This is a genomic window from Streptomyces sp. NBC_00212 (assembly GCF_045206365.1).
Classification (GTDB): Bacteria; Actinomycetota; Actinomycetes; order Streptomycetales; family Streptomycetaceae; genus Streptomyces.
In genome coordinates this window covers 1,660,003-1,685,298 of the sequence record NZ_CP108115.1, presented here as the reverse complement: position 1 = coordinate 1,685,298, position 25,296 = coordinate 1,660,003, and the positions used below count along the sequence as shown (strand labels likewise).

Sequence of the window (25,296 nt, the reverse complement as noted above, 5' to 3'; positions counted from 1 at the left end):
CCCACCATGGCTGACACCCCCGACGTCTTCGACCCCCGCCTGTACGCGGCCGGGCCGCCGCACGCCGCCTACCGCGAGCTGCGCGACCACCACCCGGTCGCGTGGCAGGCGGAGCCCGAGGTGCTCGGCTGGCCGGCCGGCCCCGGCTTCTGGGCGGTCACCCGCCACGCGGACGTCGTACGGGTCCTCAAGGACGCGGGCACCTTCTCCTCGGCGCTCGGCGCCACCCAGATCCGCGACCCCGACCCGGCGGACCTGCCGTTCATCCGCCGCATGATGCTCAACCAGGATCCTCCGTCACACGGAAAGCTGCGCCGCCTGGTCAGCCGCGCCTTCACGCCGGGCCGGATCGACCGCTTCGAGGCTTTGGCGCGCGAGCGGGCCCGGGCCCTGCTCGCCGGGGCCCGCGACGGCGCCGAGGACGGCGCGTTCGACCTGGTCGCCGCCGTCACCGACGACTACGCGCTGCTCAACCTCACCGACTTGCTCGGGGTGCCGCCGGGCGACCGGGGGCTCCTCCTGGAGTGGACCGAGCGCGTCATCGCCTACCAGGACCCGGACGAGCCGCCGGTCCTCGGCCCCGACGGGCAGCCGGTCAACCCGCGCTCGCCCGCGATGCTGGCGGAGATGTTCGCGTACGCCCAGGAGCTCGCCGCGTACAAGCGCGAGCGTCCCGCCGACGACATCATGACCTCGCTCGCCCACTCCGAACTCGCCGACGCCGAGCTGGAGATGTTCTTCTTCCTGCTGACCGTGGCGGGCAACGACACCGTGCGCGGCGCGGCACCCGGAGGCTTCCTCGTGCTTGCCGAACACCCGGATGAGCGGCGAAAATTGACGGATCGTCAGGTAGTTGTGGAGGCGGCCGTCGAGGAACTCCTGCGGTGGCACCCACCGGTGCTGACGTTCAGGCGCACCGCCGGCCGTGCCACCGTCCTCGCCGGGCAGCCCATCGCGGCCGGGGACAAGGTCGTCGTCTTCCACGCCTCCGCCAACCACGACGAGCGCGTCTTCGCCGACCCGCACCGCCTGGACCTCGCCCGCACCCCGAACCCGCACGTCTCGTTCGGCGACGGCCCGCACGTGTGCCTGGGTGCGCACTTCGCCCGGCTCCAGCTGAGGGTGCTGCACCAGGAGGCGCTGCGCATGCTGCCCCGCACCGAACTCGCGGGCCCGCCGCGCCGGCTCGTCTCCAACTTCATCAACGGCATCAAGTCCCTGCCGCTGAAGGTCAGTTAACCGCCCGCCCGGTGCGAGGTGCGGATCACCGGGGCCGGTTCCTGGGCCGCCCGGGTCACATCGGCGACGAGCTCCACCACATCGGGCCCGTACGCATGCGAGTTGACGACCTTCAGGAGCAGGCAGAACGAATTGTTGCCGTGCTTTCGGGCGAGCTTCTCGGAGTTGCGGGCCAGGTAGCGGGTGGCGGCCTGGTTGGTGATCGCGCGCTGGCCGCAGAAGAGGAACACGGGGCGCGAGTTCTGCCCGGCGGTCACCCGGGCGAGGATCACGTACTCGGCGACACCGCCCTCCAGGCGGTAGCGCTCCGAGCCGATCTGGAAGGCGCCCCGGTCGGGGCTGGGCTCGGTGTCCACGTTCATCTTCACGCCGGGCAGGAGCGATGCGAGGTGGGCCGCCATCCGCCGGTTCGAGTACGGGCCGCCGAGGCAGAACTCGGTGCGCTCGCCGAAGCCCTGCTGTGCGAGATCGTGCTGGATGATCTGGGCGTGCGCCCCGCAGTCCTTGATGAGCGAGGAGAGTTCGAGCAGTGCGAAGACGTCGAAGCGGTGCACCGAACCGTCGTGCCCCGCGTCGCGGTTGACGACCAGCAGGCATTCGGAGTGGTCGGGCAGCCCGAAGAAGGCCTGTTTGCGGCGGAGTTTGCGCTTCCAGAGGTAGTTCCGGGTGACCCAGCCCAGGGCGGCGCTTATGCCCGCGGCCACCACGCCGAGCACGATGTTGCGTACGTCGTCATTCATGGGCGGGCATGCTAGCCGGAGTTCGCGCCCCTGTTCGACATGCTCATGACGCGACCCCCGGGACGGCGTTACGCTGCGCGGACGTTCGCCTACGGAGGTATGCATGCGTCGTCCTGCCGCCCGCACCCTGTCCCTCCTCGCCGCGGCGGCCGCCGTCGCGGCCTCGGTCGCCGCCGCCCCGCCCACGACGGCCGCGCCGCCCGGCCGGACCCCGGCCAAGGTGCCGGAGGCGGTCGGGGTCCGGCCGGGGTCCGGCCGGGCCCCGGCCAAGGTGCCGGAGGCGGTCGGCTACGGCGGAGCGGTCTCCAGCGTGGACGCGGACGCGTCCGCCGCCGGCCTCGAAGTCCTCAAGAACGGCGGCAACGCCGTGGACGCGGCCGTCGCCACCGCGGCCGCCCTCGGCGTCACCGAGCCGTACTCCTCCGGCATCGGCGGAGGTGGCTACTTCGTCTACTACGACGCCGCCTCCCGCTCCGTGCACACCCTCGACGGCCGCGAGACCGCGCCCGCCTCCGCCACGTCCTCGCTCTTCGTGGAGAACGGCAAGCCGCTGCCCTTCGCGGACGCCGTGACCAGCGGGCTCAGCGTCGGCACCCCGGGCACCGCGGCCACCTGGGACCGGGCCCTGGACGCCTGGGGCAGCAAGTCGCTGCGTACGCTCCTGAAGCCCGCGGAGCGCCTCGCGCGCGACGGGTTCACCGTCGACGACACCTTCCGCTCGCAGACCAAGGACAACCAGGCCCGGTTCGCCGACTTCCCCGACACCGCCAAGCTGTTCCTGCCGGGCGGGCAGCTCCCGGTCGTCGGCTCGGCCTTCAAGAACCCCGATCTGGCGCGCACCTACGAGGAGTTGGGCCGCAAGGGCGTCGACGCCGTCTACCGGGGCGGCCTCGGCGACGACATCGTCCGCACCGTCCGCAAGCCGCCCGTCGACCCCAAGTCGACCCGCAAGGTGCGCAGCGGCGACCTGAGCGAGAAGGACCTGCGCGCGTACGAGGCGAAGTTCCAGGCCCCCACCAAGGTCGACTACCGCGGGCTCGACGTCTACGGCATGGCCCCTTCCACCTCCGGCGGCACGACGGTGGGCGAGGCACTCAACATTCTGGAGAACACCGACCTGTCGAAGGCCTCGGACGTGCAGTTCCTGCACCACTACATCGAGGCGAGCCGGATCGCGTTCGCGGACCGGGGCCGCTGGGTCGGTGACCCGGAGTTCGAGAACGTGCCGACCAAGGGCCTGCTCTCGCAGCGCTTCGCCGACTCGCGGGCCTGCCTCGTCAAGAACGACGCGGTCCTGACGAGCCCCCTCGCACCCGGCGACCCGAGCCACCCGACCGCGTGCGGGACGTCGGGGCCGGCCGCGCCGACCACGTACGAGGGCGACAACACCACGCATCTGACGGTCGCCGACAAGTGGGGCAACGTCGTCGCCTACACGCTTACCATCGAGCAGACCGGCGGCAGCGCCATCACCGTGCCCGGCCGGGGCTTCCTGCTCAACAACGAGCTGACCGACTTCTCCTTCGTCCCGGCGAACCCGGCCGTCCACGACCCGAACCTGCCGGGCCCGGGCAAGCGGCCGCGCTCCTCGATCTCGCCGACGATCGTGCTCGACCAGCACGACAAGCCGGTGCTCGCGCTCGGCTCGCCGGGCGGCGCGACCATCATCACCACCGTCCTCCAGACGTTGATCAACCATCTGGACCGGGGGATGCCGCTGGTCGACGCGATCGCGGCACCGCGTGCCAGCCAGCGCAACGCGGCGCAGACCGAGCTCGAACCCGCCCTCTACAACAGCCCGTTGCGGGCCCGGCTGGAGGCGCTCGGCCACTCGTTCTCGCTGAATCCGGAGATCGGGGCGGCGACCGGGGTGCAGCGGCTGCCGGACGGACGCTGGCTCGCCGCGGCCGAGAAGGTGCGACGCGGCGGCGGCTCGGCGCTGGTGGTCCATCCGAGTGGAAAGCAGTAACCCCGGCTGACGTTGCCGGTGAGGCCCATGGTCCCGTCCTGAACGGCCGGGAACCATGGGCCTCTTGTTGCGCGGGGCTGGCGATCATGGTTGGCGGGAGCTCACGCGCGTAATAGCTAAGGAAACGTTTCTGACAGAAGGGTCCCCGGGTGCGTACCAGAAGGCTCGTCCTCGCCGCGGCATCCGGCGCCGCCCTGCTCGCTGCGGCGACGTTCCCCGCCACCGCGCCCGCTTCGGCGGCCGAGGGCCCGGTCAAGGCGGCCGAACTCCTCGCCAAGGTGGGGACCTGTTCCCAGATCTCCCACGGCAAGTACAAGACGGACCCCTCGGCCGCGCCCGCCGTGCCGGTCTGCGGCATGGACGGCGCCGTGTTCTGGAAGGCCGGCCTCGGCATCGACTGCGACGGCCAGAGCACCGCGGCCTGCAACGAGAGCACGGACCCGTGGTTCCAGCCCGACACCCGCTTCCACCAGTCGAACGGCAAGCCGCTCAGCGCGGAGCAGCTGCCGTACGTGGTGGTGCCGAGCGCCGGCTCGATCTGGAACTACGCCTCGGCCGGCATCAAGGGGGGCGGCGTCGTCGCCGTCATCTACGGCAACAAGGTCGAGTACGCCGTCGTGGGCGACACGGGCCCGAGCAACACGATCGGCGAGGCGTCGTACGCGACGGCCAAGGCGCTCGGCATGGACCCCAACCCGAAGACGGGCGGCGCGGAATCCGGCGTCACGTACATCCTGTTCAAGAACTCCCAGTCGAAGCCGATCGAAAGCCACAGCGCGGCAACGACCCTGGGCCACGATCTGACCCAGCGATTCCTGGCCAGTAATTAATTCCCTGAAAGGGGCGCGGGCCGGTGACATGGTGCGGCTCCGCCGCAAGGGCGCGCCCAGCCACGGCAGACCTTTGGGGGCGCGGGGCTGCGACATGATGCGGCTCCGCCGCGTGGGCGCGACCAGCCACGACGGACCCGCACCCGACAGCGAGCCTTTTAGGGGCGCGGGGAACCGCGCGACAAGCCACAGATCACCCGCACTTGAACAACTACACGCGGAAGCGAAAAGCCCGCCCCGCTAGGGCAGGGTGAGCACGCGAGGCCCCGCATCGGTAATGGCAACAGTGTGCTCAGCATGGGCCGCCCGAGCCCCGCTGAGGGCCCGCAGAGTCCACCCGTCGGCCGCCGGATAGTACGCATCGCTCCCGTCGGCGATCAGCATCGGCTCGATCGCCAGCACCATCCCGTGCCGCAGCACCATGCCCCGCCCGGCCCGCCCCTCGTTGGGGACGGCCGGGTCCTCGTGCATGTGGCGGCCGATGCCGTGGCCGCCGAACCCGTCCGGGATGCCGTAGCCCGCGCCCCGGCAGACCTTCCCGATCGCGTGCGCGATGTCGCCGATGCGGTTGCCGACGACCGCCGCCGCGATCCCGGCGTCCAGCGCCCGGAACGCCGTCTCGACGAGGCGTGCGTCCTCGGGCCTGGCCCGGCCGACGATGAAGCTGATCGCCGAGTCCCCGGCCCAGCCGTCGAGGACCGCCCCGAAGTCGACGCTGACGAGGTCGCCGTCGCGCAGCCGGTAGCCGTCGGGGATGCCGTGCACGATCGCGTCGTTGACGGAGACGCACGCGGTGGCCGGGAAGGGGACCGGCGCGAACTCGGGGTGATAGTCGAGGAACGGCGACGTGGCGCCCGCCTTGAACAGGATCTCCCGCGCCGCGGCGTCGAGTTCGGCGAGGCTCACGCCGACGTCGGCCGCCTCCCGTGCCGCCGCCAGGGCATGGGCCACCACACGGCCCGCCTCGCGCATCGCATCCATCTGGGTATCGCTCTTGATCTCCACCATTCCAATTACTATACCGGTATTTGAATGGGCGAGTGTGCCGGCCCCGGCGAGGTCGGCCCGAATGGCCTCCGTCGGGGTCGGCTCAAATGGCCTCCAGGATCGTCGCGTTGGCGAGGCCGCCTGCCTCGCACATGGTCTGCAGCGCGTAGCGCGCTCCGCGTTCGCGCATCGCGTGCACCAGCGTGGTCATCAACCGGGTGCCGCTCGCGCCGAGCGGGTGGCCGAGCGCGATCGCGCCGCCGTGCACGTTCACCTTCGCCGGGTCGGCGCCGGTCTCCTGCTGCCAGGCCAGGACCACGCTGGCGAACGCCTCGTTGACCTCGAAGAGGTCGATGTCGCCGAGGTCGAGCCCGGCCTTGCGCAGCACCTTCTCGGTCGCCGGGACGACCCCGGTCAGCATCAGGACCGGGTCGGAGCCGGTCACCGCGAAGCTGTGCAGCCGGGCGATCGGGCGCAGTCCGAGCCGGGCGGCCGTCTCGCTGGACGTGATCAGGACCGCCGATGCCCCGTCGTTGGTCGGGCTGCTGTTGCCCGCCGTCACCGACCACTCGATCTGAGGGAAGCGCTCGGTGAAGGCCGGGTCCACGAACGACGGCTTGAGCCCGGCGAGGATCTCGGGGGTGGTGGCCGGGCGTACGGACTCGTCCCGCACCAGGCCCGCGATCGGCGCGGTCTCCGCCTCGAACAGGCCGCTCTCCCAGGCGCGTGCGGCCTTGTGGTGCGAGGCCGTGGCGAACTCGTCCATCGCGTCCCGCCCGATCGACCACTTGGCGGCGATGAGCTCGGCGCTGATCCCCTGCGGGACGAGCCCGTCGGGATAGCGCGCGGCGACGCCCGGCCCGAACGGGTCCTTCCCCGCGGGCACGTTGGACCACATCGGCACCCGGCTCATCGACTCCACGCCGCACGCCACGACCAGGTCGTACGCCCCGGAGATCACGCCCTGCGCGGCGAAGTGCACGGCTTGCTGCGAGGACCCGCACTGCCGGTCGACCGTCGTCGCGGGCACGGAGTCCGGGAAGCCCGCCGACAGCCAGGCGTACCGCGTGGTGTTCATGGCCTGCTCGCCGACCTGGTCCACCGTGCCACCGATGACGTCGTCGACGAGGGCCGGGTCGACACCGCTGCGCTCCACCAGGGCGCGCAGGGTGTGGGCGAGCAGCTCGACCGGATGGGTCCCCGACAGGGCCCCGCCCGGCTTTCCCCTGCCGATCGGTGTGCGTACGGCTTCCACGATCACGGCGTCACGCATGATGCGCTCCCTCGGCTCTACCCACGAGTAGGTTGGAAAACTGGACTCACTGTAACTCCGTGGGTAGGAAAATCCAACGGACTAGGTCCGACTCGATTACGGTGGCCCCATGAACGTGTCCGAGCAGCCGCAGCACAAGCCCCAGCCGTCCCGCGCCGCGCGGGCCAAGAACCCCCGGCCGTGCTCGATCGCCGACGCGCTCTCGGTGGTCGGCGAGAAGTACTCCCTGCTCGTGCTGCGCGAGGTCTTCTTCGGCGTGCACCGCTTCGACGCGATCGCCAAGAACATCGGCGCCCCCCGCGACATCCTCACCACCCGGCTGCGCACCCTCGTCGAGGCCGGCGTCCTGGAGCGCACCCTCTACAGCGATCGCCCCGCCCGCTTCGAGTACCGCGCGACCCCGGCCGGACAGGAGCTGCGCCCGGTCCTGCTGATGCTGATGAACTGGGGCGACCGCCACCTCGCCGAGGTCCCGCCGACGGTGTTGCGCCACAAGTGCGGCGCCGACCTCGACCCCGCGGTGACGTGCCGCGACTGCGGCGAGGAGGTCCACCGCGCGGACCTGGCCGTACGGTTCGCGGTGCCGGGCTGGTCGGAGCAAGGGCGCCGTGACGACGGCCGGGTCTAGAATCGCCGCATGGTCCGCACCCCCCTCACCCCCGCAGAGCGCGAACGCGGCGAGCGGCTCGGCCGGTTGCTCCGTTCGGCGCGGGGCGAGCGCAGCATGACGGAGATCGCGGCCGCGGCGGGCCTCTCCGCCGAGACCCTCCGCAAGATCGAGACGGGCCGCGCCCCGACCCCCGCGTTCTTCACGGTGGCGGCGCTGGCCTCGGTCCTCGGCCTGTCCATGGACGAGATCGTGACCGACTGCGAGATGCCGCCCGCGGTGGCCGCGTGATACCGCCGAAGCCCCGCACGCCGAGGCAGGCGGCCCGTACCGTCGTGCGTGATCCGCTGGGCGCGGTGTTCCTCCTGCGGTACGACAACGAAGAGGTCGGGCCTCACTGGGCACTGCCCGGCGGCGGCCTCGACCCGGGGGAGTCCCCGCGCGAGGGGGCCCGCCGCGAGCTGCGCGAGGAGACCGGCTGGAGCGACCTGGAGCCGGGTCCGCTCCTGTGCACCTGGACCCACGACTTCACCCGCGCCGCGGTCCCCGTCCGCCAGCACGAACACGTATACCTCGCCGACGCCCCCGGACCCCGCCGTGAGCTCGGCCCCGACGCCGCGACCGATCACCTCGCGGACGGCATCCTCGGCTGGCGCTGGTGGACCCCCGAGGAACTGCGGCGTACCGACGAGGAGATCTGGCCGCCCCGGCTGCACGACCTCCTCGACGGCTGGTCGCCCGGTGATCGCCCCGCCGACCTGGGATACGTACCTGTTCGGGGCGGGTCGGACATCGTCGGCTGAACCCGTGCGGAGGTCGTCGGCCGGACCCGCGCCGAGGGGGGACGCCGGGATGCCGTACCCGGCGAGGGGCCAAGGCGCTGCCTGTTCGGCGCAACAGATCCTGCGTGGATGTGTGCCCGGGGCGACCGTTGGAGCGTGCTCAATCCGTTTCGGTCCTCCCGCCGCCGTCCGCTGCTGGCGGCCGCCCTCGGTGTGCTGACGCTGCTCGCCGCCTGCGCCCCCGGCCCGCATGTCTCCTCCGCCTCCGCCGCGGGCCACGCGAACCCCGCGACGCTGGTCTTCCACCACCCCGGGGTCGTCGTCGGCAAGAGCCAGCTCGACACCATGCGGGCGAAGGTGCGGGCCGGTCAGGAGCCGTGGAGCTCGGCGTACGAGGAGATGCGGACCAGCCGGTACGGCTCGCTCAGCTACACCCCGCACCCCGCCGAGGTCGTCCCGTGCCCGCCGAACGCGGGGCCGCCCTCGTGTCTCGCCGAACGCGAGGACGCCATCGCCGCGTACACCCAGGCGCTGCTGTGGACCGTCAACGGCAACGAGGCCCACGCCAGGAAAGCCGTCGAGATCATGGACGCCTGGGCACAGGTGATCAAGCGGCACACCGAGGGCAACGCCGACCTCCAGACGGCCTGGGCGGGCTCGACCTGGGCACGCGCCGCCGACATCGTGCACGCGGGCTATCCGCAGTGGCAGGGCCCGGCCGTGCAGCGCTTCAAGTGGATGCTGCGCAAGGCGTATCTGCCCGCCGTGACCGCCAAAGTCCCTGATTACAACGGGAATTGGGAACTCGCGATGACGGACGCGGCCATCGGCATCGCCGTGTTCGTCGAGGACCACAAGATCTTCAAGGAGGCCCTGGACCGCTACCGGGCGCGGGTCCCCGCCTACTTCTACCTCGCCTCGGACGGCAAGCTGCCCAAGCCGCCGCCCGGCGGATCGATGAACACCCCGGACAAGCTCGCCACGTACTGGTTCGGCCAGCGCACGTACAAGGACGGGCTCGGCCAGGAGACCTGCCGCAACTTCATGCACGTCGGGTACTCCCTCGCCGCCTCCGGCCACATCGCCGAGACGGCCTGGCAGCAGGGCGTCGACCTGTACGGGCCGACGGCCCAGCGGCTGAAGGAGGCACTGGAGTTCCACGCCCATTACCAGTTGGGCGCCGAGGCCCCGGCCTGGCTGTGCGGCGGGCAGGTCCAGCGGACCATGGGCCCGGACGTCGAGGTCCTGCTCAACCACCTCCAGAACCGGCTGCACCTGACGCTGCCCGAGACGCGGCAGCTCGCCGAGCGGCAGCGCCCCGGCGGCACCGACGACCTCTTCGTCGCCTGGGAGACACTGACCCACGCGGAGAACCCGGGGACGGCCGTGTAGGGCGGGCGTCTGGGGCAGGCGGCATCCGGGGCGGGCGGATTTCCGGACGTATTCAACAGAACGTTGAAGATTGGGGATTGAGCCGCACGGTGGGCTGGGCATGGTCCGTATCAATGGACACGACCAGCCGCCTCCGGCCCGACGACCGCCCGCAGCGGCCCACCGCCGCCGCCTTCTTCGACGTGGAGGGCACCCTGCTCGCCGCGCCGGACCTGGCCGGTGCCACCGGGCCGCTCGGCCGGCTGTGGCACCCGCCGGTCCTCGCGGCGCTGCACGGCCACGCGGCGCTCGGCCACCTCGTCGTGCTCGTCTCGCCCGCGAGCGCCGCCGAACTCGAACCGGTCGTCTGGCACCTCGGCCCCGACGCCGTGCTCTGCTCCCGCCCGGGCGCCCCCATGATCGGCCAGGGCAAGGGGTACGCGGCCCGCGCCCTGCTGCGCGAACACGCCATCCTGGCCGCCCGCTGCTACGCGTACGCGGACGAGGCGGCGGACCTGCCGCTGCTCGCCGAGGTCGGCCACCCCGTGGTGGTCGGCGACGACCCGGTCCTGCTGCGTCACGCCCGGCGCGGCAGCTGGCGCCGCCTCCCGGGCATCGGGCCCCGCCGAAGGTGACACGGCGTCAGGTCCGGGGATTCGTCCACCCGGGGTTGACCTGTGGCGCCGCAATTAGCCTCGCCGAAACCGCGATGGTCTTGCCACGGTGCGTGACGCGCCTTACGGTCTCATCCACACACGGATCTACGCGTGTGGATTTGGCTGGCTGACGACCCGTCGAAGGAGCAGCTCATGGCCAATGTCGTGCGCGCCGCACTGGTTCAGGCGACCTGGACCGGCGACACCGATTCCATGATCGCCAAGCATGAGGAACACGCCCGCGAGGCGGCCCGGCAGGGTGCGAAGATCATCGGTTTCCAGGAGGTGTTCAACGCCCCCTACTTCTGCCAGGTGCAGGAGGCCGAGCACTACCGCTGGGCCGAACCCGTCCCGGACGGCCCGACCGTCACCCGGATGAAGGAACTCGCCCGCGAGACCGGGATGGTCATCGTCGTCCCGGTCTTCGAGAGCGAGGGCGAGGGCTTCTACTACAACACCGCCGCCGTCATCGACGCCGACGGCAGCTACCTCGGCAAGTACCGCAAGCACCACATCCCCCAGGTCAAGGGCTTCTGGGAGAAGTACTACTTCAAGCCGGGCAACCTGGGCTGGCCGGTCTTCGACACGGCCGTCGGCAGGGTCGGCGTGTACATCTGCTACGACCGCCACTTCCCCGAGGGCTGGCGCCAACTCGGCCTGAACGGCGCCCAGTTGGTCTACAACCCGTCGGCCACCTCGCGCGGCCTCTCCGCGTACCTGTGGCAGCTGGAGCAGCCCGCGTCCGCGGTCGCCAACGAGTACTTCATCGCCGCCATCAACCGGGTCGGCCGCGAGGAGTACGGCGACAACGACTTCTACGGGACGAGCTACTTCGTCGACCCGCGCGGCCAGTTCGTCGGCGACGTCGCCAGCGACAAGGAGGAAGAACTCCTCGTGCGCGACCTCGACTTCGGCCTCATCGAGGAAGTGCGTCAGCAGTGGGCGTTCTATCGCGACCGGCGCCCCGACGCCTACGAAGGGCTGGTGAAGCCGTGAACCGCCGCCTCCACGACCGCCACCGGGCCGTCCTGCCGGACTGGCTCGCGCTCTACTACAAGGAGCCCATCGAGATCACCCACGGCGAGGGCCGGCACGTCTGGGACGCCGACGGAAACAAGTACCTCGACTTCTTCGGCGGCATCCTCACCACGATGACCGCCCACGCGCTGCCCGAGGTCACCAAGGCCGTCGCCGAGCAGGCCGGCCGGATCATCCACACCTCGACCCTCTACCTCAACCGGCAGATGGTCGAACTCGCCGAGCGCATCGCCCAGTTGTCGGGCATCCCCGACGCCCGGGTCTTCTTCACCACCTCCGGCACCGAGGCCAACGACACCGCCCTGCTGCTCGCGACCGCGTACCGCAATTCCAACCAGATCCTCGCGATGCGCAACAGCTACCACGGCCGCTCTTTCAGCGCCGTGGGCATCACCGGCAACCAGGCCTGGTCCCCGACCGGCCTGTCGCCGCTCCAGACGCTGTACGTGCACGGCGGAGTCCGCGCCCGCGGCCCGTACGCGCACCTCAGCGACAGCCAGTTCATCGAGGCCTGCGTCGCCGACCTCGAAGACCTGCTCGGCCACACCCGCAACGTGGCCGCGCTGATCGCCGAGCCCATCCAGGGCGTCGGCGGCTTCACCTCGCCGCCCGACGGCCTGTACGCCGCGTTCCGCGAGGTCCTCGACCGGCACGGCATCCTGTGGATCACCGACGAGGTGCAGACCGGCTGGGGCCGCACCGGCGACCACTTCTGGGGCTGGCAGGCGCACGACCGGAGCGGCCCGCCCGACCTCCTCACCTTCGCCAAGGGCATCGGCAACGGCATGTCCATCGGCGGCGTCGTCGCTCGTGCCGAGGTCATGAACTGCCTGGACAGCAACTCCATTTCGACCTTCGGCGGCTCCCCGGTCACCATGGCGGCCGGCCTCGCCAACCTGTCCTACCTCCTCGAACACGACCTCCAGGGCAACGCCCGGCGCGTCGGCGGACTGCTCATCGAGCGGCTGCGCGCCATCGGCGCCCAGCTCCCCGTCGTCCGCGAAGTGCGCGGCCGGGGCCTGATGGCCGGCATCGAACTGGTCAAGCCCGGCACCGACGAGGCCAACCCCGAAGCCGCCGCCGCGGTCCTCGAAGCCGCCCGCGAAGGCGGCCTCCTCATCGGCAAGGGCGGCGGCCACGACACCAGCGTGCTGCGCATCGCACCACCCCTCACGCTCACCGTCGCGGAGGCCGAGGAGGGCGCGGCGATCCTCGAACGCGCGCTGCACACCGTGTAGTTGAGCCATTTGAAGAACGTGTACGTGTACTTGTACGTGTACGAAAGGGAGCTCCACCCATGAGTACCCGCACCCTCATCCGTGGCGGCCTGGTCATCACCGCCGCCGACGAGACGCACGCCGACGTACTGATCGAGGACGGCCGGATCGCGGCCATGGCGGCCCACGGCTCGACCGTGGCCCAGGCCTTGACCGCGGACCGCACGATCGACGCCACCGGCAAGTACGTGATCCCGGGCGGCGTCGACGCCCACACCCACATGGAACTGCCCTTCGGCGGCACCTTCGCCTCCGACACCTTCGAGACCGGCACCCGCGCCGCCGCCTGGGGCGGCACCACCACCATCGTCGACTTCGCCGTGCAGTCGCAGGGCCAGGCCCTGCGGGCCGGGCTCGACGCCTGGTACGCCAAGGCGGACGGCCAGTGCGCCATCGACTACGGCTTCCACATGATCCTCTCCGACGTCAACGAGTCATCGCTCAAGGAGATGGACCTCCTCGTCGCGGAAGGCATCACCTCCTTCAAGCTGTTCATGGCGTACCCGGGCGTCTTCTACAGCGACGACGGGCAGATCCTGCGCGCGATGCAGCGCTCGGCCGCCAACGGCGGGCTGATCATGATGCACGCCGAGAACGGCATCGCCATCGACGTCCTGGTCGAGCAGGCGCTCGCCCGTGGCGAGACCGACCCCCGCTACCACGGCGAGGTGCGCAAGGCGCTGCTTGAGGCCGAGGCCACCCACCGCGCGATCCAGCTCGCCCGGGTCGCGGGCGCCCCGCTCTACGTCGTGCACGTCTCGGCCGAGGAGGCGCTCGCCGAACTGGCCGGCGCCCGCGACAAGGGGCTCCCGGTCTTCGGCGAGACCTGCCCGCAGTACCTGTTCCTGTCCACCGACAACCTCGCCGAGCCGGACTTCGAGGGCGCCAAGTACGTCTGCTCAACTCCCTTGCGCCCCAAGGAACATCAGGCCGCACTGTGGCGCGGGCTGCGCACCAACGACCTCCAGGTGGTGTCCACCGACCACTGCCCGTTCTGCTTCACGGGGCAGAAGGAGCTGGGCCGGGGCGACTTCTCCAAGATCCCCAACGGGCTGCCGGGCGTCGAGAACCGGATGGACCTGCTGCACCAGGCCGTCCTCGACGGCCACATCTCGCGCCGCCGCTGGATCGAGATCGCCTGCGCGTCCCCGGCCCGGATGTTCGGCCTCTACCCGAAGAAGGGCACCATCGCGCCGGGCGCCGACGCCGACGTCGTCATCTACGATCCGCACGCCGAGCAGGTCATCTCCGCCGAGACGCACCACATGAACGTGGACTACTCGGCGTACGAGGGCAGGCGGGTCACCGGCCGCGTCGAGACCGTCCTGTCGCGGGGCGAACCCGTCATCCACGACCGGCAGTTCACCGGACGGGCCGGGCACGGCTGCTACGTACCGCGCGCCACCTGTCAGTACCTCGGCTAGGAGCACCATGGACTTCGGACTCGTCCTGCAGACCGATCCGCCCGCCTCGGCCGTCGTCGGCCTGATGCGGCGCGCGGAACGCAACGGCTTCCGCTACGGCTGGACGTTCGACTCGGCGGTGCTCTGGCAGGAGCCCTTCGTGATCTACAGCCGCATCCTGGAGCACACCACCAGAATGACCGTCGGCCCGATGGTCACCAACCCCGGCACCCGGACCTGGGAGGTCACCGCCTCCACCTTCGCCACCCTGAACGACATGTACGGCAACCGGACGGTCTGCGGCATCGGGCGCGGCGACTCGGCGATGCGGGTGGCGGGCCGCAAGCCCAACACCCTGGCCCGGCTCGGCGAGGCGATGGGCGTCATCCGCGACCTCGCCGAGGGCCGCGAGGCCGACATCGACGGGCAGCGCCTGCGACTGCCCTGGGTGAAGGACGGAAAGCTGCCCGTCTGGATGGCGGCGTACGGCCCCAAGGCCCTCGCGCTCGCGGGGGAGAAGGCCGACGGCTTCATCCTCCAGCTCGCCGACCCGTTCCTCACGGAATGGATGGTCAAGGCGGTCCGCAAGGCCGCCGCCGACGCGGGCCGCGACCCCGCCTCGATCACGATCTGCGTCGCCGCACCCGCCTACGTCGGCGACGACCTCGCGCACGCCCGCGAGCAGTGCCGCTGGTTCGGCGGCATGGTCGGCAACCACGTCGCCGACCTGGTCTCCCGCTACGGCGAACACTCCGGCCTCGTCCCCGAGGCGCTCACCGAATACATCAAGGCGCGTCAAGGCTACGACTACAGCCACCACGGCCGCACCGACAACCCCGACACCGCCTTCGTACCCGACGAGATCGTCGACCGCTTCTGCCTCCTCGGCCCGCCCCAGGCCCACATCGAGAAGCTGAAGGCGCTGCGCGGGCTCGGCGTGGACCAGTTCGCCCTGTACGCCATGCACGACGCCCGCGAGGAAGTCATCGACGCCTACGGACAGCAGGTCATCCCCGCCCTGCGCTGACGTACTGTCAACTCCCATATCCGCACGGCCCGTTCGCCCCGCACCGCCTTCCCCGAACGAATGGCCTGCTCATGACCGACACCACCGCCATATCCACCACGGCCGGCCCCCGGGACGGCCGGTTCGTCAACGAGGACCTGCGGCCGGTGCCGCCCGAGGGGCGCACCTGGACGACGTACAACTTCGCCGCCCTGTGGGTCGGAATGGCCCACAACATCCCCTCCTGGACGCTCGCTTCCGGTCTGGTCGCGCTCGGCATGGACTGGAAGCAGGCGGTCTTCACCATCGCCCTCGCCAACCTGATCGTGCTGGTGCCGATGCTCCTGACCGGGCACGCGGGCCCCAAGTACGGCATACCGTTCCCGGTCCTGGCCCGTGCCTCCTTCGGGCTGCGCGGCGCCAACCTCCCGGCGATGATCCGCGCTGCCGTCGCCTGCTGCTGGTTCGGCATCCAGACGTGGATCGGCGGCCAGGGCATCTTCGTCCTGCTCGGCAAGATCTTCGGCGGCTGGGCGGACGTGTCGGTGATCGGCGGCCAGCCCTGGACCCTCTGGCTCTGCTTCGGGTTCTTCTGGGCACTCGAACTCGCCATCATCCACCGGGGGATGGACACCCTGCGCCGCTTCGAGAACTGGGCGGCGCCCTTCGTCATCGTCGGCGCGCTGGTCCTGCTGGCCTGGATCGCGCACAAGGCGGGCGGCTTCGGCCCGCTTCTCGACCAGCCCTCGAAACACGGCTGGGGCCCCGACTTCTGGCCCGTCTTCTTCCCGTCCCTCATGGGCATGATCGGCTTCTGGGCGACGCTGTCGCTGAACATCCCGGACTTCACCCGCTTCGGCAGGGGCCAGCGAGCCCAGGTCTGGGGGCAGACACTCGGGCTGCCCACGACCATGACCGCGTTCGCGCTCCTGTCGGTCCTGGTCACCTCCGGCTCCCAGGCGGTGTACGGGGTGCCGATCTGGAGCCCGGTCGACCTGGTCGCCAAGACGGACAACGTCTTCGGCCTGCTGTTCGCGCTATTGACCGTCCTGGTAGCGACGATTTCCGTGAACATCGCGGCGAACGTGGTGTCTCCCGCGTACGACCTGGCGAACCTGGCCCCGAAACTCATCAACTTCCGCCGGGGAGCGCTCATTACGGGCATCGTCGGCGTCCTGATGTTCCCGTGGAAGCTGACCTCGACGCCCGAGCTGTACATCTTCACCTGGCTCGGCGTGGTGGGCGGGCTGCTCGGCACGGTCGCCGGGATCCTCATCGCCGACTACTGGGTGGTGCGCCGCACGGTCCTGGACGTGGCCGACCTGTACCGGCCGGGCGGCCGCTACTGGTACACGGGCGGCTGGAACTGGCGGGCGGTGGCGGCCTTCCTGGTCGGCGGGGTGCTCGCGATCGGCGGCTCGTACTCCACCCTCGACGACAAGGGCGCCAAGGCGGGCCCCTTCCCCACGGGCGGCCTCATCCCGTTCCTGAAACCGCTCGCGGACTACGGCTGGGCGGTGGGCCTCGGCTCGGCGCTGCTGTTGTACGTCGTGCTGTCGGCCGGAACCCGTCAGTCCGCGGGGCCCGGCTCCCAGCCCGGCGCGTAGCCGTCGACCTCCCGCTGCCAGGCCTCGGGGCCGCCCGGCAGGGGCCAGGCGCGGGTCAGGCCGGCGGCGTCGTCCAGGGTAGTGAGATCGGCCGCGAACCTGCGGGACGCATGGGAGATCCGCGTGGAGGCGAGCGGCCCGCCCCTCGCCTCCTGCGCCCGCACGTGCTCCTCGTACGCCTCGATACGTCGGCGCATCGCCTGCCCGGCCCAGCCGTCGGGCATCGCCCTGGTCAGGACGAGGAGTTCGGGGCGGCCGCCTTCCGCGAGCGCGGCCGTCAGACGGTCGTGACCGTCGAGTACGACGGGGGAGTTGAAGCCGCTGACCCACCACAGGAGCACCGGGGGCAGCACGCCCTCGCGGTACTGGCGCCGGTAGGCCTTCACGCGCGGGGCGTCCGGCGCTGACAGTCCCCGCAGCGGGAGCAGATCGCGGGCGTCCTCGACCGGGTCGCCGTAGCCGAACCAGGTGAGATGCCCCCGGTCGGGGTCGTGGGAGAGGAGCTTCGGCCAGTTGACGTCGGCGAACCAGTTCGGCAGCGAGCGCAGGAGCTGCCAACTCCCTTGATGGAAGGGCCCGTTGGGGCTCGCGCGGAGCTCGGAGGTGAAGTGGTGCGCCCAGCGGGCCGACCAGTCGGACGAGGCCCGGAACGAGCGGGCCGGGGCGGCCCGCAGCGGCGCGACCGGCGAGACGTAGCGGCCGGTCCGCGCGTAGTACAGGCCACGGTGGGTGGCCCGCTGGACCGCGAAGAGGACCGGGTCCGCACCCTGGCGCAGGAGCAGCCGCCGGCCGGACGCGGTCTCGACCCGCAGCGCGGGAACGGCGGGCCCGTCTACGTACAGCGACTGCTCCGCCATGCCCCGCTCCCTCTCCCCGCCCGGGCTACGGCACGCGAGCCGTCCACTGCGCGGTGCTGAACTTGCTCGCCGCGAGCTCGTGGGCCCGGGCCATCTCCTCGTCGGTGACCTTGCCCTCGGACAGACCGTACCGGGAACGGAAGGAAGCGATCATCCGCTCGATCACGGCCTCGCGCGGCAGGCCGGTCTGCCGCCGCAGCGGGTCGACGCGCTTCTTCGCGCTCTTGGTGCCCTTGTCGGACAGCTTCTCCTTGCCGATGCGCAGCACGTCCAGCATCTTGTCCGCGTCGATGTCGTACGCCATCGTCACGTGGTGCAGCACCGCGCCGTCGTCCGCGACGATCCGCTTCTGCGCCGCGCCCGCGATCTTGCCGGCCTCGGTCGCGATGTCGTTGAGCGGCTGGTACCAGGCCTTGACGCCCATGTCGCCGAGCGCGCCGAGCACCCAGTCGTCGAGATAGGCGTAGCTGTCCGCGAAGGACAGGCCCTGCACGAGGGCGTCCGGCACGGACAGCGAGTACGTGATCGTGTTGCCGGGCTCGATGAACATGGCGCCGCCGCCGCTGATCCGCCGCACGACGGTGATGCCGTGGCGCTCGGCGCCCTCCGGGTCGACCTCGTTGCGCAGCGACTGGAAGCTGCCGATGACCACGGCGGGCGCGCCCCACTCCCACACGCGCAGAGTCGGCGGGCGGCGCCCGGCGGCGACCTCGGCGGTGATGACCTCGTCGAGGGCCATGTGCAGCGCGGGCGACTGCGGGGCCTCGTGGATCAGCTGCCAGTCGTAGTCGTTCCAGTCGGTGGCGTGGGCGAGCGCCCGGCGCACGGCGACCGCCACGCCCTCCGAGGTCAGCCCGTACATGGTGGTGCCGGGCGGCAGCGCCGCGTCGATCCGGGCCGCGAGCCCGGCTGCGCCGGTGTCGGCGGGGGCGCCTTCCAGGGCCCCGTTGATCGCCAGGATCGCCTCGTCGGGTTCGAGGAAGAAGTCGCCCGCGACCGTCACGTCCCGCAGGACTCCGTCGCGGGTGTCGAGGTCGACCACGACGAGCTTGCCGCCGGGGACCTTGTATTCGCCGTGCACCGATTTGCCTCCATGTGTTCCTCGCGGTCCAACCGTAAATGGCTGGGCCCCATTCCCGCGCCGGGCTAGCCTGCCCGGATGACGGATCAAGAGACTCCCCAGGGCTCTGCGACGCCCTCCTTCGTACCCGTCGGCTTCCTGGTCCCGGGCGGACTCGACGCCGGGGACTTCCGGCTCCTGCCCCTGGGCCCGGAGCACAACGAGCGCGATCACGCGGCATGGACGGGGAGCATCGCGCACATCCGGGCGACCCCGGGCTTCGTCGGACGGAGCTGGCCGCCGGAGGCGGGCATGACCCTGGAGGCGAACCTGCGGGACCTCGAAAAGCACGCCGCGGACTTCGCCCAGCGGCGCGGATTCACCTACACCGTGCTGGAAGGACGGCCGTCCTCCGAGGTGATCGGGTGCGTCTACATCTACCCCGACCGGGACGACGCCGCCGTCACCGCGGTGTCCTCGTGGGTGCGGGCCGACCGGGCCGCGCTCGACGTGCCCTTGTACGCGGCGGTGCGGGACTGGCTCGCCAAGGACTGGCCGTTCGCGCGGGTCGACTACGCCGCGCGCTGAGGCGGGCGGTCCGCGGGCGGCTCGCTGATTGTCAGTGCCGCGTGCTTTGCTGGGACGCATGATCGACGAAGGTTTTCTCGCAGGTGACCTGGCAGCGGTGGAAGAGGCGGTCCGCAAGGCGGCCGCCGCCGAGATCATGCCGCGCTTCCGGCAGCTCGCCGCGCACGAGGTCGTCGAGAAGAACGGCCCGCACGACCTGGTGACGGTCGCCGACCGGCTCGCGGAGGAGCATCTGGCCGCGTCCCTCACCGCGATACTTCCCGGCTCGGTGGTGGTCGGCGAGGAGGCCGTGCACGCGGACCCGTCGGTGTACGAGGCGCTGCGCGGCGAGGCGCCGGTGTGGATCGTCGACCCGGTGGACGGCACCCGCCAGTTCGTCCGCGGCGAAGCCGGATTCTGCACCCTGGTCGCCCTCGCCCACCGGGGCGAGCTCCTCGCGTCCTGGACGTACGCGCCGGCGCTCGACGAGATGGCCGTGGCGATCCGGGGCCGCGGCGCCACCCTCAACGGCGAGCCACTGCACGCCGGTTCACCCGCACCCGGCGCGATCCTTGAGGTGGCCACGTCCCACCCGGACTACACGACACCCGAGCAGAAGCGTGCCCTCCTCGGCCTGCGCACCGAGGGAGTCCAGCCACGGCCGTGCGGCTCGGCCGGTCTCGAATACCTGGCGATAGCCCGCGGAGAACTCGACGCGCTGGCCTTCTCCTGGGAGTACGCGTGGGACCACGCGGCGGGCCTGCTCCTGGTCGCCGAGGCGGGCGGCGCCCAGACCACGATCGCGGGCGAACCGTTCCGGATCACCGGGGGGAATGCGCTCCCCTTCACCGCGGCGCGGGACGCGGCGACGGCGGAGCGGATACGGGGGCTGCTGGCGGGGGAGTGAGGTGCCCGAGCCTCCGAAGGGGCTCGCCCCTGCCCCCTGGTGCCTTTCTGCTGCCGGCCGTGCGTGGCTGGTCGCGCAGTTCCCCGCGCCCCTGGCGGGGTTGATCCTTTGCAGGGTGTCCCATGCGGGCATCACCGCCCTGCGGGCGATGCCTATGGCGGACATTGGCCCACTTCCAGCGTGTCCGGCGATTGAGGACGAGCGCCCTTAAGGCGCGAACGGGGTCTGGGGCAGAGCCCCAGGAAACGACCACCGGGCCGCAGCCGAGCCACCCACACCCGGCGGGTTTCGGGAAGGGGCGGGGAGGGCAGCCCGGGGTCCGGGGCGGAGCCCCGGGGGTGGTCAGGACAACGCCGCTCGTACCTCGCTCACCAGCTCCGCCGCCAGCTCCACCGCCTCCGCGTCGAGGCCGGTCAGGGACGCCGCCGCGCGCTCGGCGAAGTTCGGCGGGGTCGCGGGAAGGGCCGCCGCCGAGGCCAACGCTCCCTTCTCGTTGAGGAGCCAGCGCCGGTGGTGGGCGTGCAGCGACTGGGAGAGGATGCCCAACGCCCGGGACAGGCAGAGCGACACGTGCAGCGCATCGCCGCCCCCGGCCGACTTGCGGGCGACCGCCACCGAGAACTCCGCCTCCCAGGACGCCGCGACCAGCGCCGCCCTCAACGGCTCGGGATAGTCCCGTACCGCCTCCTGAAGGTCCGTCAACTCGCTCTGGGGGTCCGTCAGTACGCGACCCAGGGCCACTTCGCCGGGGTACGTCGGCGACCAGAAGCCGAGGGGGTGGCCGGGCTGTACGCCGATCTCGTACCGGCCCTCCACGCAGTCCGCCCAGACGCGCTCGACCCGGTCGAGGTCGCGCAGGATCCAGTCGACCGCGACGCCGTCGAGGGTCAGCCAGGCCCCGCCGTTCACCCAGGGGCCCCAGCCGCCGGGCCCGGCCACCTCCACCTGGGCGCCCGTGATCTCTTCGGCCAGCCGGGCCAGGGCGGAAACATTCAGGTCGCCCCGGTAATAGAGGCCCAGGTCCCAGTCGGAGTCCGGCCGGTGCGTACCGCGGGCGCGGCTGCCGCCGAGGGCGACGGCCCGCACCCCGGGCACTTCGGTGAGCCGCTCGGCGACTGCGGAAATACGGTGGCTGAAGGCGGCGTCCGCGTGCGAGTTCACCGGCCGGACGCTACCCCGGGCGGGATTGTCGGTGCACCGGAATATCCTGGGGGTCCTGGCCGTGGCGTGAGGAGTCCGAGGTGCCGTCGATGCTCGATGCAGTCGTCGTGGGGGCGGGACCCAACGGGCTGACCGCTGCGGTCGAACTGGCCAGGAGAGGCTTGCGCGTTGAGGTCTTCGAAGCCAAGGACACCGTGGGCGGCGGTGCCAGGACCGAGGAGCTCACCCTCCCCGGCTTCCGCCACGACCCGTGTTCCGCGGTCCACCCCCTGGGCATCGGCTCGCCCGCCTTCCGGAACATGCCCCTTGACCGGTACGGCCTTGAATGGCTGCACCCCGAGCTGCCGATGGCGCACCCCTTCGACGACGGCACGGCCGCCGTCCTGTCCCGCTCGGTCGCCGAGACCGCCGCGTCCTTCGGCCCGCGCGACGCCGGAACGTACCGCCGCCTGCTCGCCCCGTTCCTCGGCAAGTGGGACGTGCTCGCACGGGACTTCATGTCGCTGCCGCTGACCGCGCTGCCGCGCGACCCGATCGGCCTGGCCCGGTTCGGGGCCGTGGGCCTGCCGCCGTACAGCTGGCTGATGCGGCGCTTCCGGGACGACCGGGCGCGGGCCCTGATGGCCGGGCTCGTCGCCCATGTCATCGCCCCGCTCAATGGTCTGGCCACGGGCGGCGTCGGCATGCTCTTCGCGCTGGCCGCGCACGAGAACGGCTGGCCGCTGCCGCGCGGCGGCTCCCAGTCGATCTCCGACGCCCTCACCGCGTACCTGCGCGACCTGGGCGGCGCGGTCCACACCGGCTTCGAGGTCAAGCGGCTCGACGACCTGCCGCCGGCCCGCACCTACCTCTTCGACACCTCGCCCACCGCGCTGGCCCGGATCGCGGGCCTGGGCCGCGCGTACGACGGCTACAAGTACGGCGCCGCCGTCTTCAAGATCGATTACGCCCTGGACGGCCCCGTGCCCTGGACGGCGAAGGAGCCCCGGCTCGCCGGGACCGTCCAGATCGGCCCCTCAAGCCGCGACATCGGCACCGCCCTGAGTCAGGCCTCCGGCGGCACGGCCCCCGACACCCCGTTCCTGATCACCGCCCAGCCCAGCCTCGTCGACCCGTCCCGCGCGCCCGAGGGCAAGCACGTGTTCTGGGCGTACGGGCACGTCCCCAACGGGTGGGAGGGCGACTTCACGGACGCCATCGAGCGGCAGATCGAGCGCTTCGCCCCCGGCTTCCGCGACCGGATCCTCGCCCGTGCGACCGCGGGCCCGCCCCAACTCGCCGAGCGCAACGCCAACTACGTGGGCGGCGACATCGCCTGCGGCGCGGCCCGCGGCATCCAGTTGCTGCTCCGCCCGAAGATCTCCCTGTTCCCGTACGCGACGCGCCACCCGTCGGTGTTCCTGTGCTCGTCGGCCGCGTGGCCGGGCCCGGGGGTGCACGGGATGTCGGGCCACAACGCGGCGAAGGCGGCATGGCGAGCCCTGCGAAAGGCCGACCAGCGATGACATCGACCCGGGCGGAGATCGTCCTCGTACGCGGCGACATCACGGAGCAGACCGTGGACGTCATCGTCAACGCCGCGAATTCCTCGCTGCTCGGAGGCGGCGGGGTCGACGGCGCGATCCACCGGCGCGGCGGCCCCGCCATCCTGGAGGACTGCCGCAAGCTGCGGGCTTCGAAGTACGGCAGGGGCCTGGCAACGGGACAGGCGGTCGCCACGACGGCCGGGCGGCTGCACGCCGGCCATGTGATCCACACGGTGGGCCCGGTCTGGTCGAAGGACGAGGACCGCACGGAGTTGCTCGCTTCCTGCTACGAGCAGTCCCTCAGGCTCGCGAGGGAGCTGGGCGCCGCGACCATCGCGTTCCCTGCGATCTCGACCGGCATCTTCGGCTGGCCGATCGACAGCGGGGCAGGGATCGCGATCCGAGTGGCTCGCGAGCACGGCGGCGCTCCGCTGCGGGAGATCCGTTTCGTGCTGTTCGACGAGCCCGCGTACCAGGCGTTCGCCCAGGTCCTGGGCGACTGAGGGCGCAGCCGTCGAACCCGCCTCCGGGCGGCCGGACCGCTGCCCGCTTCCGCGGTGCGGTGCCACCCCGGGAAAGGATCTCGACCGTGCGTTATCGGCCACCTCGCCGACCGGATTTGTGGCGCCTGCTGCCGTCGTGTCGCCACGCATCGGCTTGATCAAAGCACCGTATGTCGCGGTATCCCGGTCGAGTTGATCGCCGCTGATCGGTCGCGAAGTGCCGAGACGGGCCGAAGCGGCCGCGTCGCATCCATGGCGTAAATACGTCGACATGTCGGCAGCCGTGTCGACCAACATCATTACCCGCTGGTTCACTTGCCCGGCAGGAGCCTCTCGCCACCCGATCGGGTGATTCTGATGGCTCCTTCTTGGCGCATGCGCCCCCGACCGAAGGGACCAGGATGTCGACCGCCGCGTACCGGCAACAGCCCGAGCAGCCGACGGGCCGGGCACAGCTCAGCCTGGGGATCGCCGCCGCGCGGAACCTGGCGACCACCACCAAGAGCGTCCCGCAGATGCAGGGCGTCAGCTCCCGGTGGCTGCTGCGCATGCTGCCCTGGGTGGAGGTGAAGGGTGGCGCGTACCGGGTCAACCGGCGCCTGGTGTACGAGGTCGGCGACGGGCGGGTCACCTTCGTCCAGGAGGGGACCGCGGTCAGGGTCGTCCCCGCGGAACTGGGCGAACTGCCGCTGCTGCGTGGGTTCGACGACGACGAGGCGCTGCGCGCGCTCGCCGAGCGCTGCCGACAGGAGCAGTACGGCCCCGGTCAGGTGATCGCCCACCAGGGCGGGCCCGTCGACCACGTCTACCTGATCGCGCACGGCAAGGTGGAGAAGGCCGGCACCGGACGGTACGGCGAGGAGACCCGGCGCGGCGTGCTGTCCGACGGCGGGTTCTTCGGCGGGCAGGCGGTGGCCGAGGAGCCGGGGGAGTGGGAGTTCACGGCACGCGCCATGACGGCGTGCACCGTGCTGGCCCTGCCCCGCGCCGCGTACGAGGAAGTGGCCGGTCGCAACGAGCGGTTGCGGGCCCACGTCCGCCGGCGCCAGGACGAGAAGGCGAGGCCGCAGAACAAGAAGGGCGAGGCGAACATAGCCCTCGCCTCCGGCCACACCGGTGAGCCGGTGCTTCCGGGAACCTTCGTCGACTACGAACTGGCACCCCGCGAATACGAGTTGAGCGTGGCCCAGACGATCCTGCGGGTGCACAGCCGGGTCGCCGACCTCTACAACGACCCGATGGACCAGGTCGAGCAGCAACTGCGGCTGACCATCGAGGCGCTGCGCGAGCGCCAGGAGTCGGAGCTCGTCAACAACCCCGAGTTCGGGCTGCTGCACAACGCCGACCACAGCCAGCGCATCTCCACCCACTCCGGCCCGCCCACCCCGGACGACATGGACGAGCTGCTGAGCATGCGCCGCGGCACCAAGGCCTTCTTCGCGCACCCCCGCGCCATCTCCGCCTTCGCCCGCGAATGCAACAAGCGGGGCCTCGCGTTCGACAGCGCCGACCTGGGCGGCCACCCGGTACCCGCCTGGCGGGGCGTGCCGATCCTGCCTTGCGGCAAGATCCCCGTCTCGGACGAGGGGACCTCCGCCATCCTCGCGATGCGCCTCGGTGAGGCCGAGGAAGGCGTGGTCGGGCTGCGGCAGACCGGGATCCCCGACGAGTACGAGCCGGGCCTCAACGTGCGGTTCATGGGCATCAACGACCAGGCCCTGATCTCTTATCTGGTCAGCACCTACTACTCGGCCGCGGTTCTCGTGCCCGACGCACTCGGCGTCCTCGAAAACGTCGAGGTCTTCCACAGCCCGTCCTGACGCGGACATCAGCGATGACGCAGGCGTCGGCCGTCCCGACGCAGACGTCAGCCGCGACACGGGCCTCAGCCGTCCTGACGAAGACGTCGACCAGTGCGAACGGAGAGCAG

Annotated in this window: 24 protein-coding genes; 18 read left to right on the top strand and 6 right to left on the bottom strand. The window is 71.4% G+C overall.

Features of this window, described 5'->3' with window-relative positions:
* The first annotated feature begins 6 nt into the window (after positions 1-6).
* Complete coding sequence (locus OHA17_RS07830; RefSeq protein WP_406505274.1) at positions 7-1,239, top strand: cytochrome P450; 1,233 nt, start codon at positions 7-9, stop codon at positions 1,237-1,239.
* On the opposite strand, the gene OHA17_RS07825 is transcribed toward OHA17_RS07830, so the two are convergent.
* The gene (locus OHA17_RS07825) at positions 1,236-1,979 is read right to left on the bottom strand and encodes a hypothetical protein (protein WP_406505272.1); all 744 of its coding nucleotides are present in this window, start codon (positions 1,977-1,979) and stop codon (positions 1,236-1,238) included. The genes OHA17_RS07830 and OHA17_RS07825 overlap by 4 nt on opposite strands.
* 103 nt (positions 1,980-2,082) lie before the next feature.
* Between OHA17_RS07825 and ggt the strand changes: the two genes are divergently transcribed.
* Both ggt and OHA17_RS07815 read left to right on the top strand, forming a co-directional pair.
* Entirely contained in the window at positions 2,083-3,948 is a 1,866-nt protein-coding gene (gene ggt / locus OHA17_RS07820) for a gamma-glutamyltransferase (RefSeq protein ID WP_406505270.1), read from the top strand.
* Between the two features lie 149 nt (positions 3,949-4,097).
* The gene (locus OHA17_RS07815; RefSeq protein WP_406505269.1) at positions 4,098-4,778 is read left to right on the top strand and encodes a glycoside hydrolase family 75 protein; all 681 of its coding nucleotides are present in this window, start codon (positions 4,098-4,100) and stop codon (positions 4,776-4,778) included.
* 240 nt (positions 4,779-5,018) lie between these two features.
* Here the strand turns inward: OHA17_RS07815 and map are convergent, their stop codons facing one another.
* Together map and OHA17_RS07805 are read right to left on the bottom strand one after the other, a co-directional pair.
* The gene (map, locus tag OHA17_RS07810) at positions 5,019-5,786 is read right to left on the bottom strand and encodes a type I methionyl aminopeptidase (protein ID WP_406505267.1); all 768 of its coding nucleotides are present in this window, start codon (positions 5,784-5,786) and stop codon (positions 5,019-5,021) included.
* Between the two features lie 82 nt (positions 5,787-5,868).
* Entirely contained in the window at positions 5,869-7,038 is a 1,170-nt protein-coding gene (locus OHA17_RS07805; RefSeq protein WP_406505265.1) for a thiolase family protein, read from the bottom strand.
* A gap of 109 nt (positions 7,039-7,147) precedes the next feature.
* Here OHA17_RS07805 and OHA17_RS07800 point away from each other — a divergent pair, with 109 nt between their 5' ends.
* The 10 genes from OHA17_RS07800 (at position 7,148) to OHA17_RS07755 (ending at position 16,785) form a co-directional block, all read left to right on the top strand.
* Positions 7,148-7,666 carry a winged helix-turn-helix transcriptional regulator gene (locus OHA17_RS07800; protein ID WP_406505263.1) on the top strand — a complete coding sequence of 173 codons (519 nt, stop codon included), beginning with the start codon at positions 7,148-7,150 and terminating at the stop codon, positions 7,664-7,666.
* A 9-nt stretch (positions 7,667-7,675) separates the two neighbouring features.
* A complete protein-coding gene (locus tag OHA17_RS07795; RefSeq protein WP_053730766.1) occupies positions 7,676-7,936 on the top strand; it encodes a helix-turn-helix domain-containing protein in 261 nt (86 codons plus the stop codon).
* The gene (locus tag OHA17_RS07790; protein WP_406505261.1) at positions 7,933-8,448 is read left to right on the top strand and encodes an NUDIX hydrolase; all 516 of its coding nucleotides are present in this window, start codon (positions 7,933-7,935) and stop codon (positions 8,446-8,448) included. The genes OHA17_RS07795 and OHA17_RS07790 overlap by 4 nt, the downstream gene beginning before the upstream one ends.
* Positions 8,449-8,556: 108 nt before the next feature.
* Positions 8,557-9,819 (top strand): alginate lyase family protein, encoded by a 1,263-nt coding sequence (locus OHA17_RS07785; RefSeq protein ID WP_406505259.1) that lies wholly within the window; start codon positions 8,557-8,559, stop codon positions 9,817-9,819.
* Positions 9,820-9,932: 113 nt separating this feature from the next.
* Positions 9,933-10,433, top strand: a complete 501-nt coding sequence (locus OHA17_RS07780; RefSeq protein ID WP_406505257.1) for an HAD family hydrolase — start codon at positions 9,933-9,935, stop codon at positions 10,431-10,433.
* A gap of 174 nt (positions 10,434-10,607) precedes the next feature.
* On the top strand, positions 10,608-11,450 hold the full coding sequence (locus OHA17_RS07775) for a nitrilase-related carbon-nitrogen hydrolase (RefSeq protein WP_053730763.1): 843 nt from the start codon (positions 10,608-10,610) through the stop codon (positions 11,448-11,450).
* Positions 11,447-12,730 (top strand): aspartate aminotransferase family protein, encoded by a 1,284-nt coding sequence (locus tag OHA17_RS07770; protein ID WP_406505255.1) that lies wholly within the window; start codon positions 11,447-11,449, stop codon positions 12,728-12,730. The genes OHA17_RS07775 and OHA17_RS07770 overlap by 4 nt, the downstream gene beginning before the upstream one ends.
* A gap of 59 nt (positions 12,731-12,789) precedes the next feature.
* A complete protein-coding gene (gene hydA / locus OHA17_RS07765) occupies positions 12,790-14,193 on the top strand; it encodes a dihydropyrimidinase (RefSeq protein WP_406505253.1) in 1,404 nt (467 codons plus the stop codon).
* A gap of 7 nt (positions 14,194-14,200) precedes the next feature.
* Entirely contained in the window at positions 14,201-15,199 is a 999-nt protein-coding gene (locus OHA17_RS07760; protein WP_406505251.1) for a TIGR03842 family LLM class F420-dependent oxidoreductase, read from the top strand.
* A 71-nt stretch (positions 15,200-15,270) separates the two neighbouring features.
* Positions 15,271-16,785 (top strand): NCS1 family nucleobase:cation symporter-1, encoded by a 1,515-nt coding sequence (locus tag OHA17_RS07755; RefSeq protein ID WP_406505249.1) that lies wholly within the window; start codon positions 15,271-15,273, stop codon positions 16,783-16,785.
* On the opposite strand, the gene OHA17_RS07750 is transcribed toward OHA17_RS07755, so the two are convergent.
* Together OHA17_RS07750 and OHA17_RS07745 are read right to left on the bottom strand one after the other, a co-directional pair.
* Positions 16,749-17,642, bottom strand: coding sequence for a hypothetical protein (locus OHA17_RS07750; RefSeq protein ID WP_406505247.1), 894 nt, complete (start codon positions 17,640-17,642; stop codon positions 16,749-16,751). The two genes, OHA17_RS07755 and OHA17_RS07750, sit on opposite strands and share 37 nt — an antisense overlap.
* 25 nt (positions 17,643-17,667) lie before the next feature.
* The gene (locus tag OHA17_RS07745) at positions 17,668-18,723 is read right to left on the bottom strand and encodes a biotin/lipoate A/B protein ligase family protein (protein WP_406505245.1); all 1,056 of its coding nucleotides are present in this window, start codon (positions 18,721-18,723) and stop codon (positions 17,668-17,670) included.
* Between the two features lie 78 nt (positions 18,724-18,801).
* Between OHA17_RS07745 and OHA17_RS07740 the strand changes: the two genes are divergently transcribed.
* Together OHA17_RS07740 and OHA17_RS07735 are read left to right on the top strand one after the other, a co-directional pair.
* Positions 18,802-19,290 carry an N-acetyltransferase gene (locus tag OHA17_RS07740; RefSeq protein ID WP_406505243.1) on the top strand — a complete coding sequence of 163 codons (489 nt, stop codon included), beginning with the start codon at positions 18,802-18,804 and terminating at the stop codon, positions 19,288-19,290.
* A 58-nt stretch (positions 19,291-19,348) separates the two neighbouring features.
* Entirely contained in the window at positions 19,349-20,176 is an 828-nt protein-coding gene (locus OHA17_RS07735) for an inositol monophosphatase family protein (protein ID WP_406505241.1), read from the top strand.
* A 342-nt stretch (positions 20,177-20,518) separates the two neighbouring features.
* Here the strand turns inward: OHA17_RS07735 and OHA17_RS07730 are convergent, their stop codons facing one another.
* Entirely contained in the window at positions 20,519-21,337 is an 819-nt protein-coding gene (locus tag OHA17_RS07730; protein WP_406505239.1) for a nucleotidyltransferase family protein, read from the bottom strand.
* Positions 21,338-21,417: 80 nt separating this feature from the next.
* Here OHA17_RS07730 and OHA17_RS07725 point away from each other — a divergent pair, with 80 nt between their 5' ends.
* From OHA17_RS07725 to OHA17_RS07715, 3 genes are all read left to right on the top strand, one after another.
* Positions 21,418-22,842, top strand: coding sequence for a phytoene desaturase family protein (locus tag OHA17_RS07725; RefSeq protein WP_406505238.1), 1,425 nt, complete (start codon positions 21,418-21,420; stop codon positions 22,840-22,842).
* Positions 22,839-23,366 carry an O-acetyl-ADP-ribose deacetylase gene (locus tag OHA17_RS07720; RefSeq protein ID WP_406505236.1) on the top strand — a complete coding sequence of 176 codons (528 nt, stop codon included), beginning with the start codon at positions 22,839-22,841 and terminating at the stop codon, positions 23,364-23,366. The genes OHA17_RS07725 and OHA17_RS07720 overlap by 4 nt, the downstream gene beginning before the upstream one ends.
* A 401-nt stretch (positions 23,367-23,767) precedes the next feature.
* Positions 23,768-25,186 carry a family 2B encapsulin nanocompartment shell protein gene (locus OHA17_RS07715; protein ID WP_406505234.1) on the top strand — a complete coding sequence of 473 codons (1,419 nt, stop codon included), beginning with the start codon at positions 23,768-23,770 and terminating at the stop codon, positions 25,184-25,186.
* Positions 25,187-25,296: the final 110 nt, after the last annotated feature.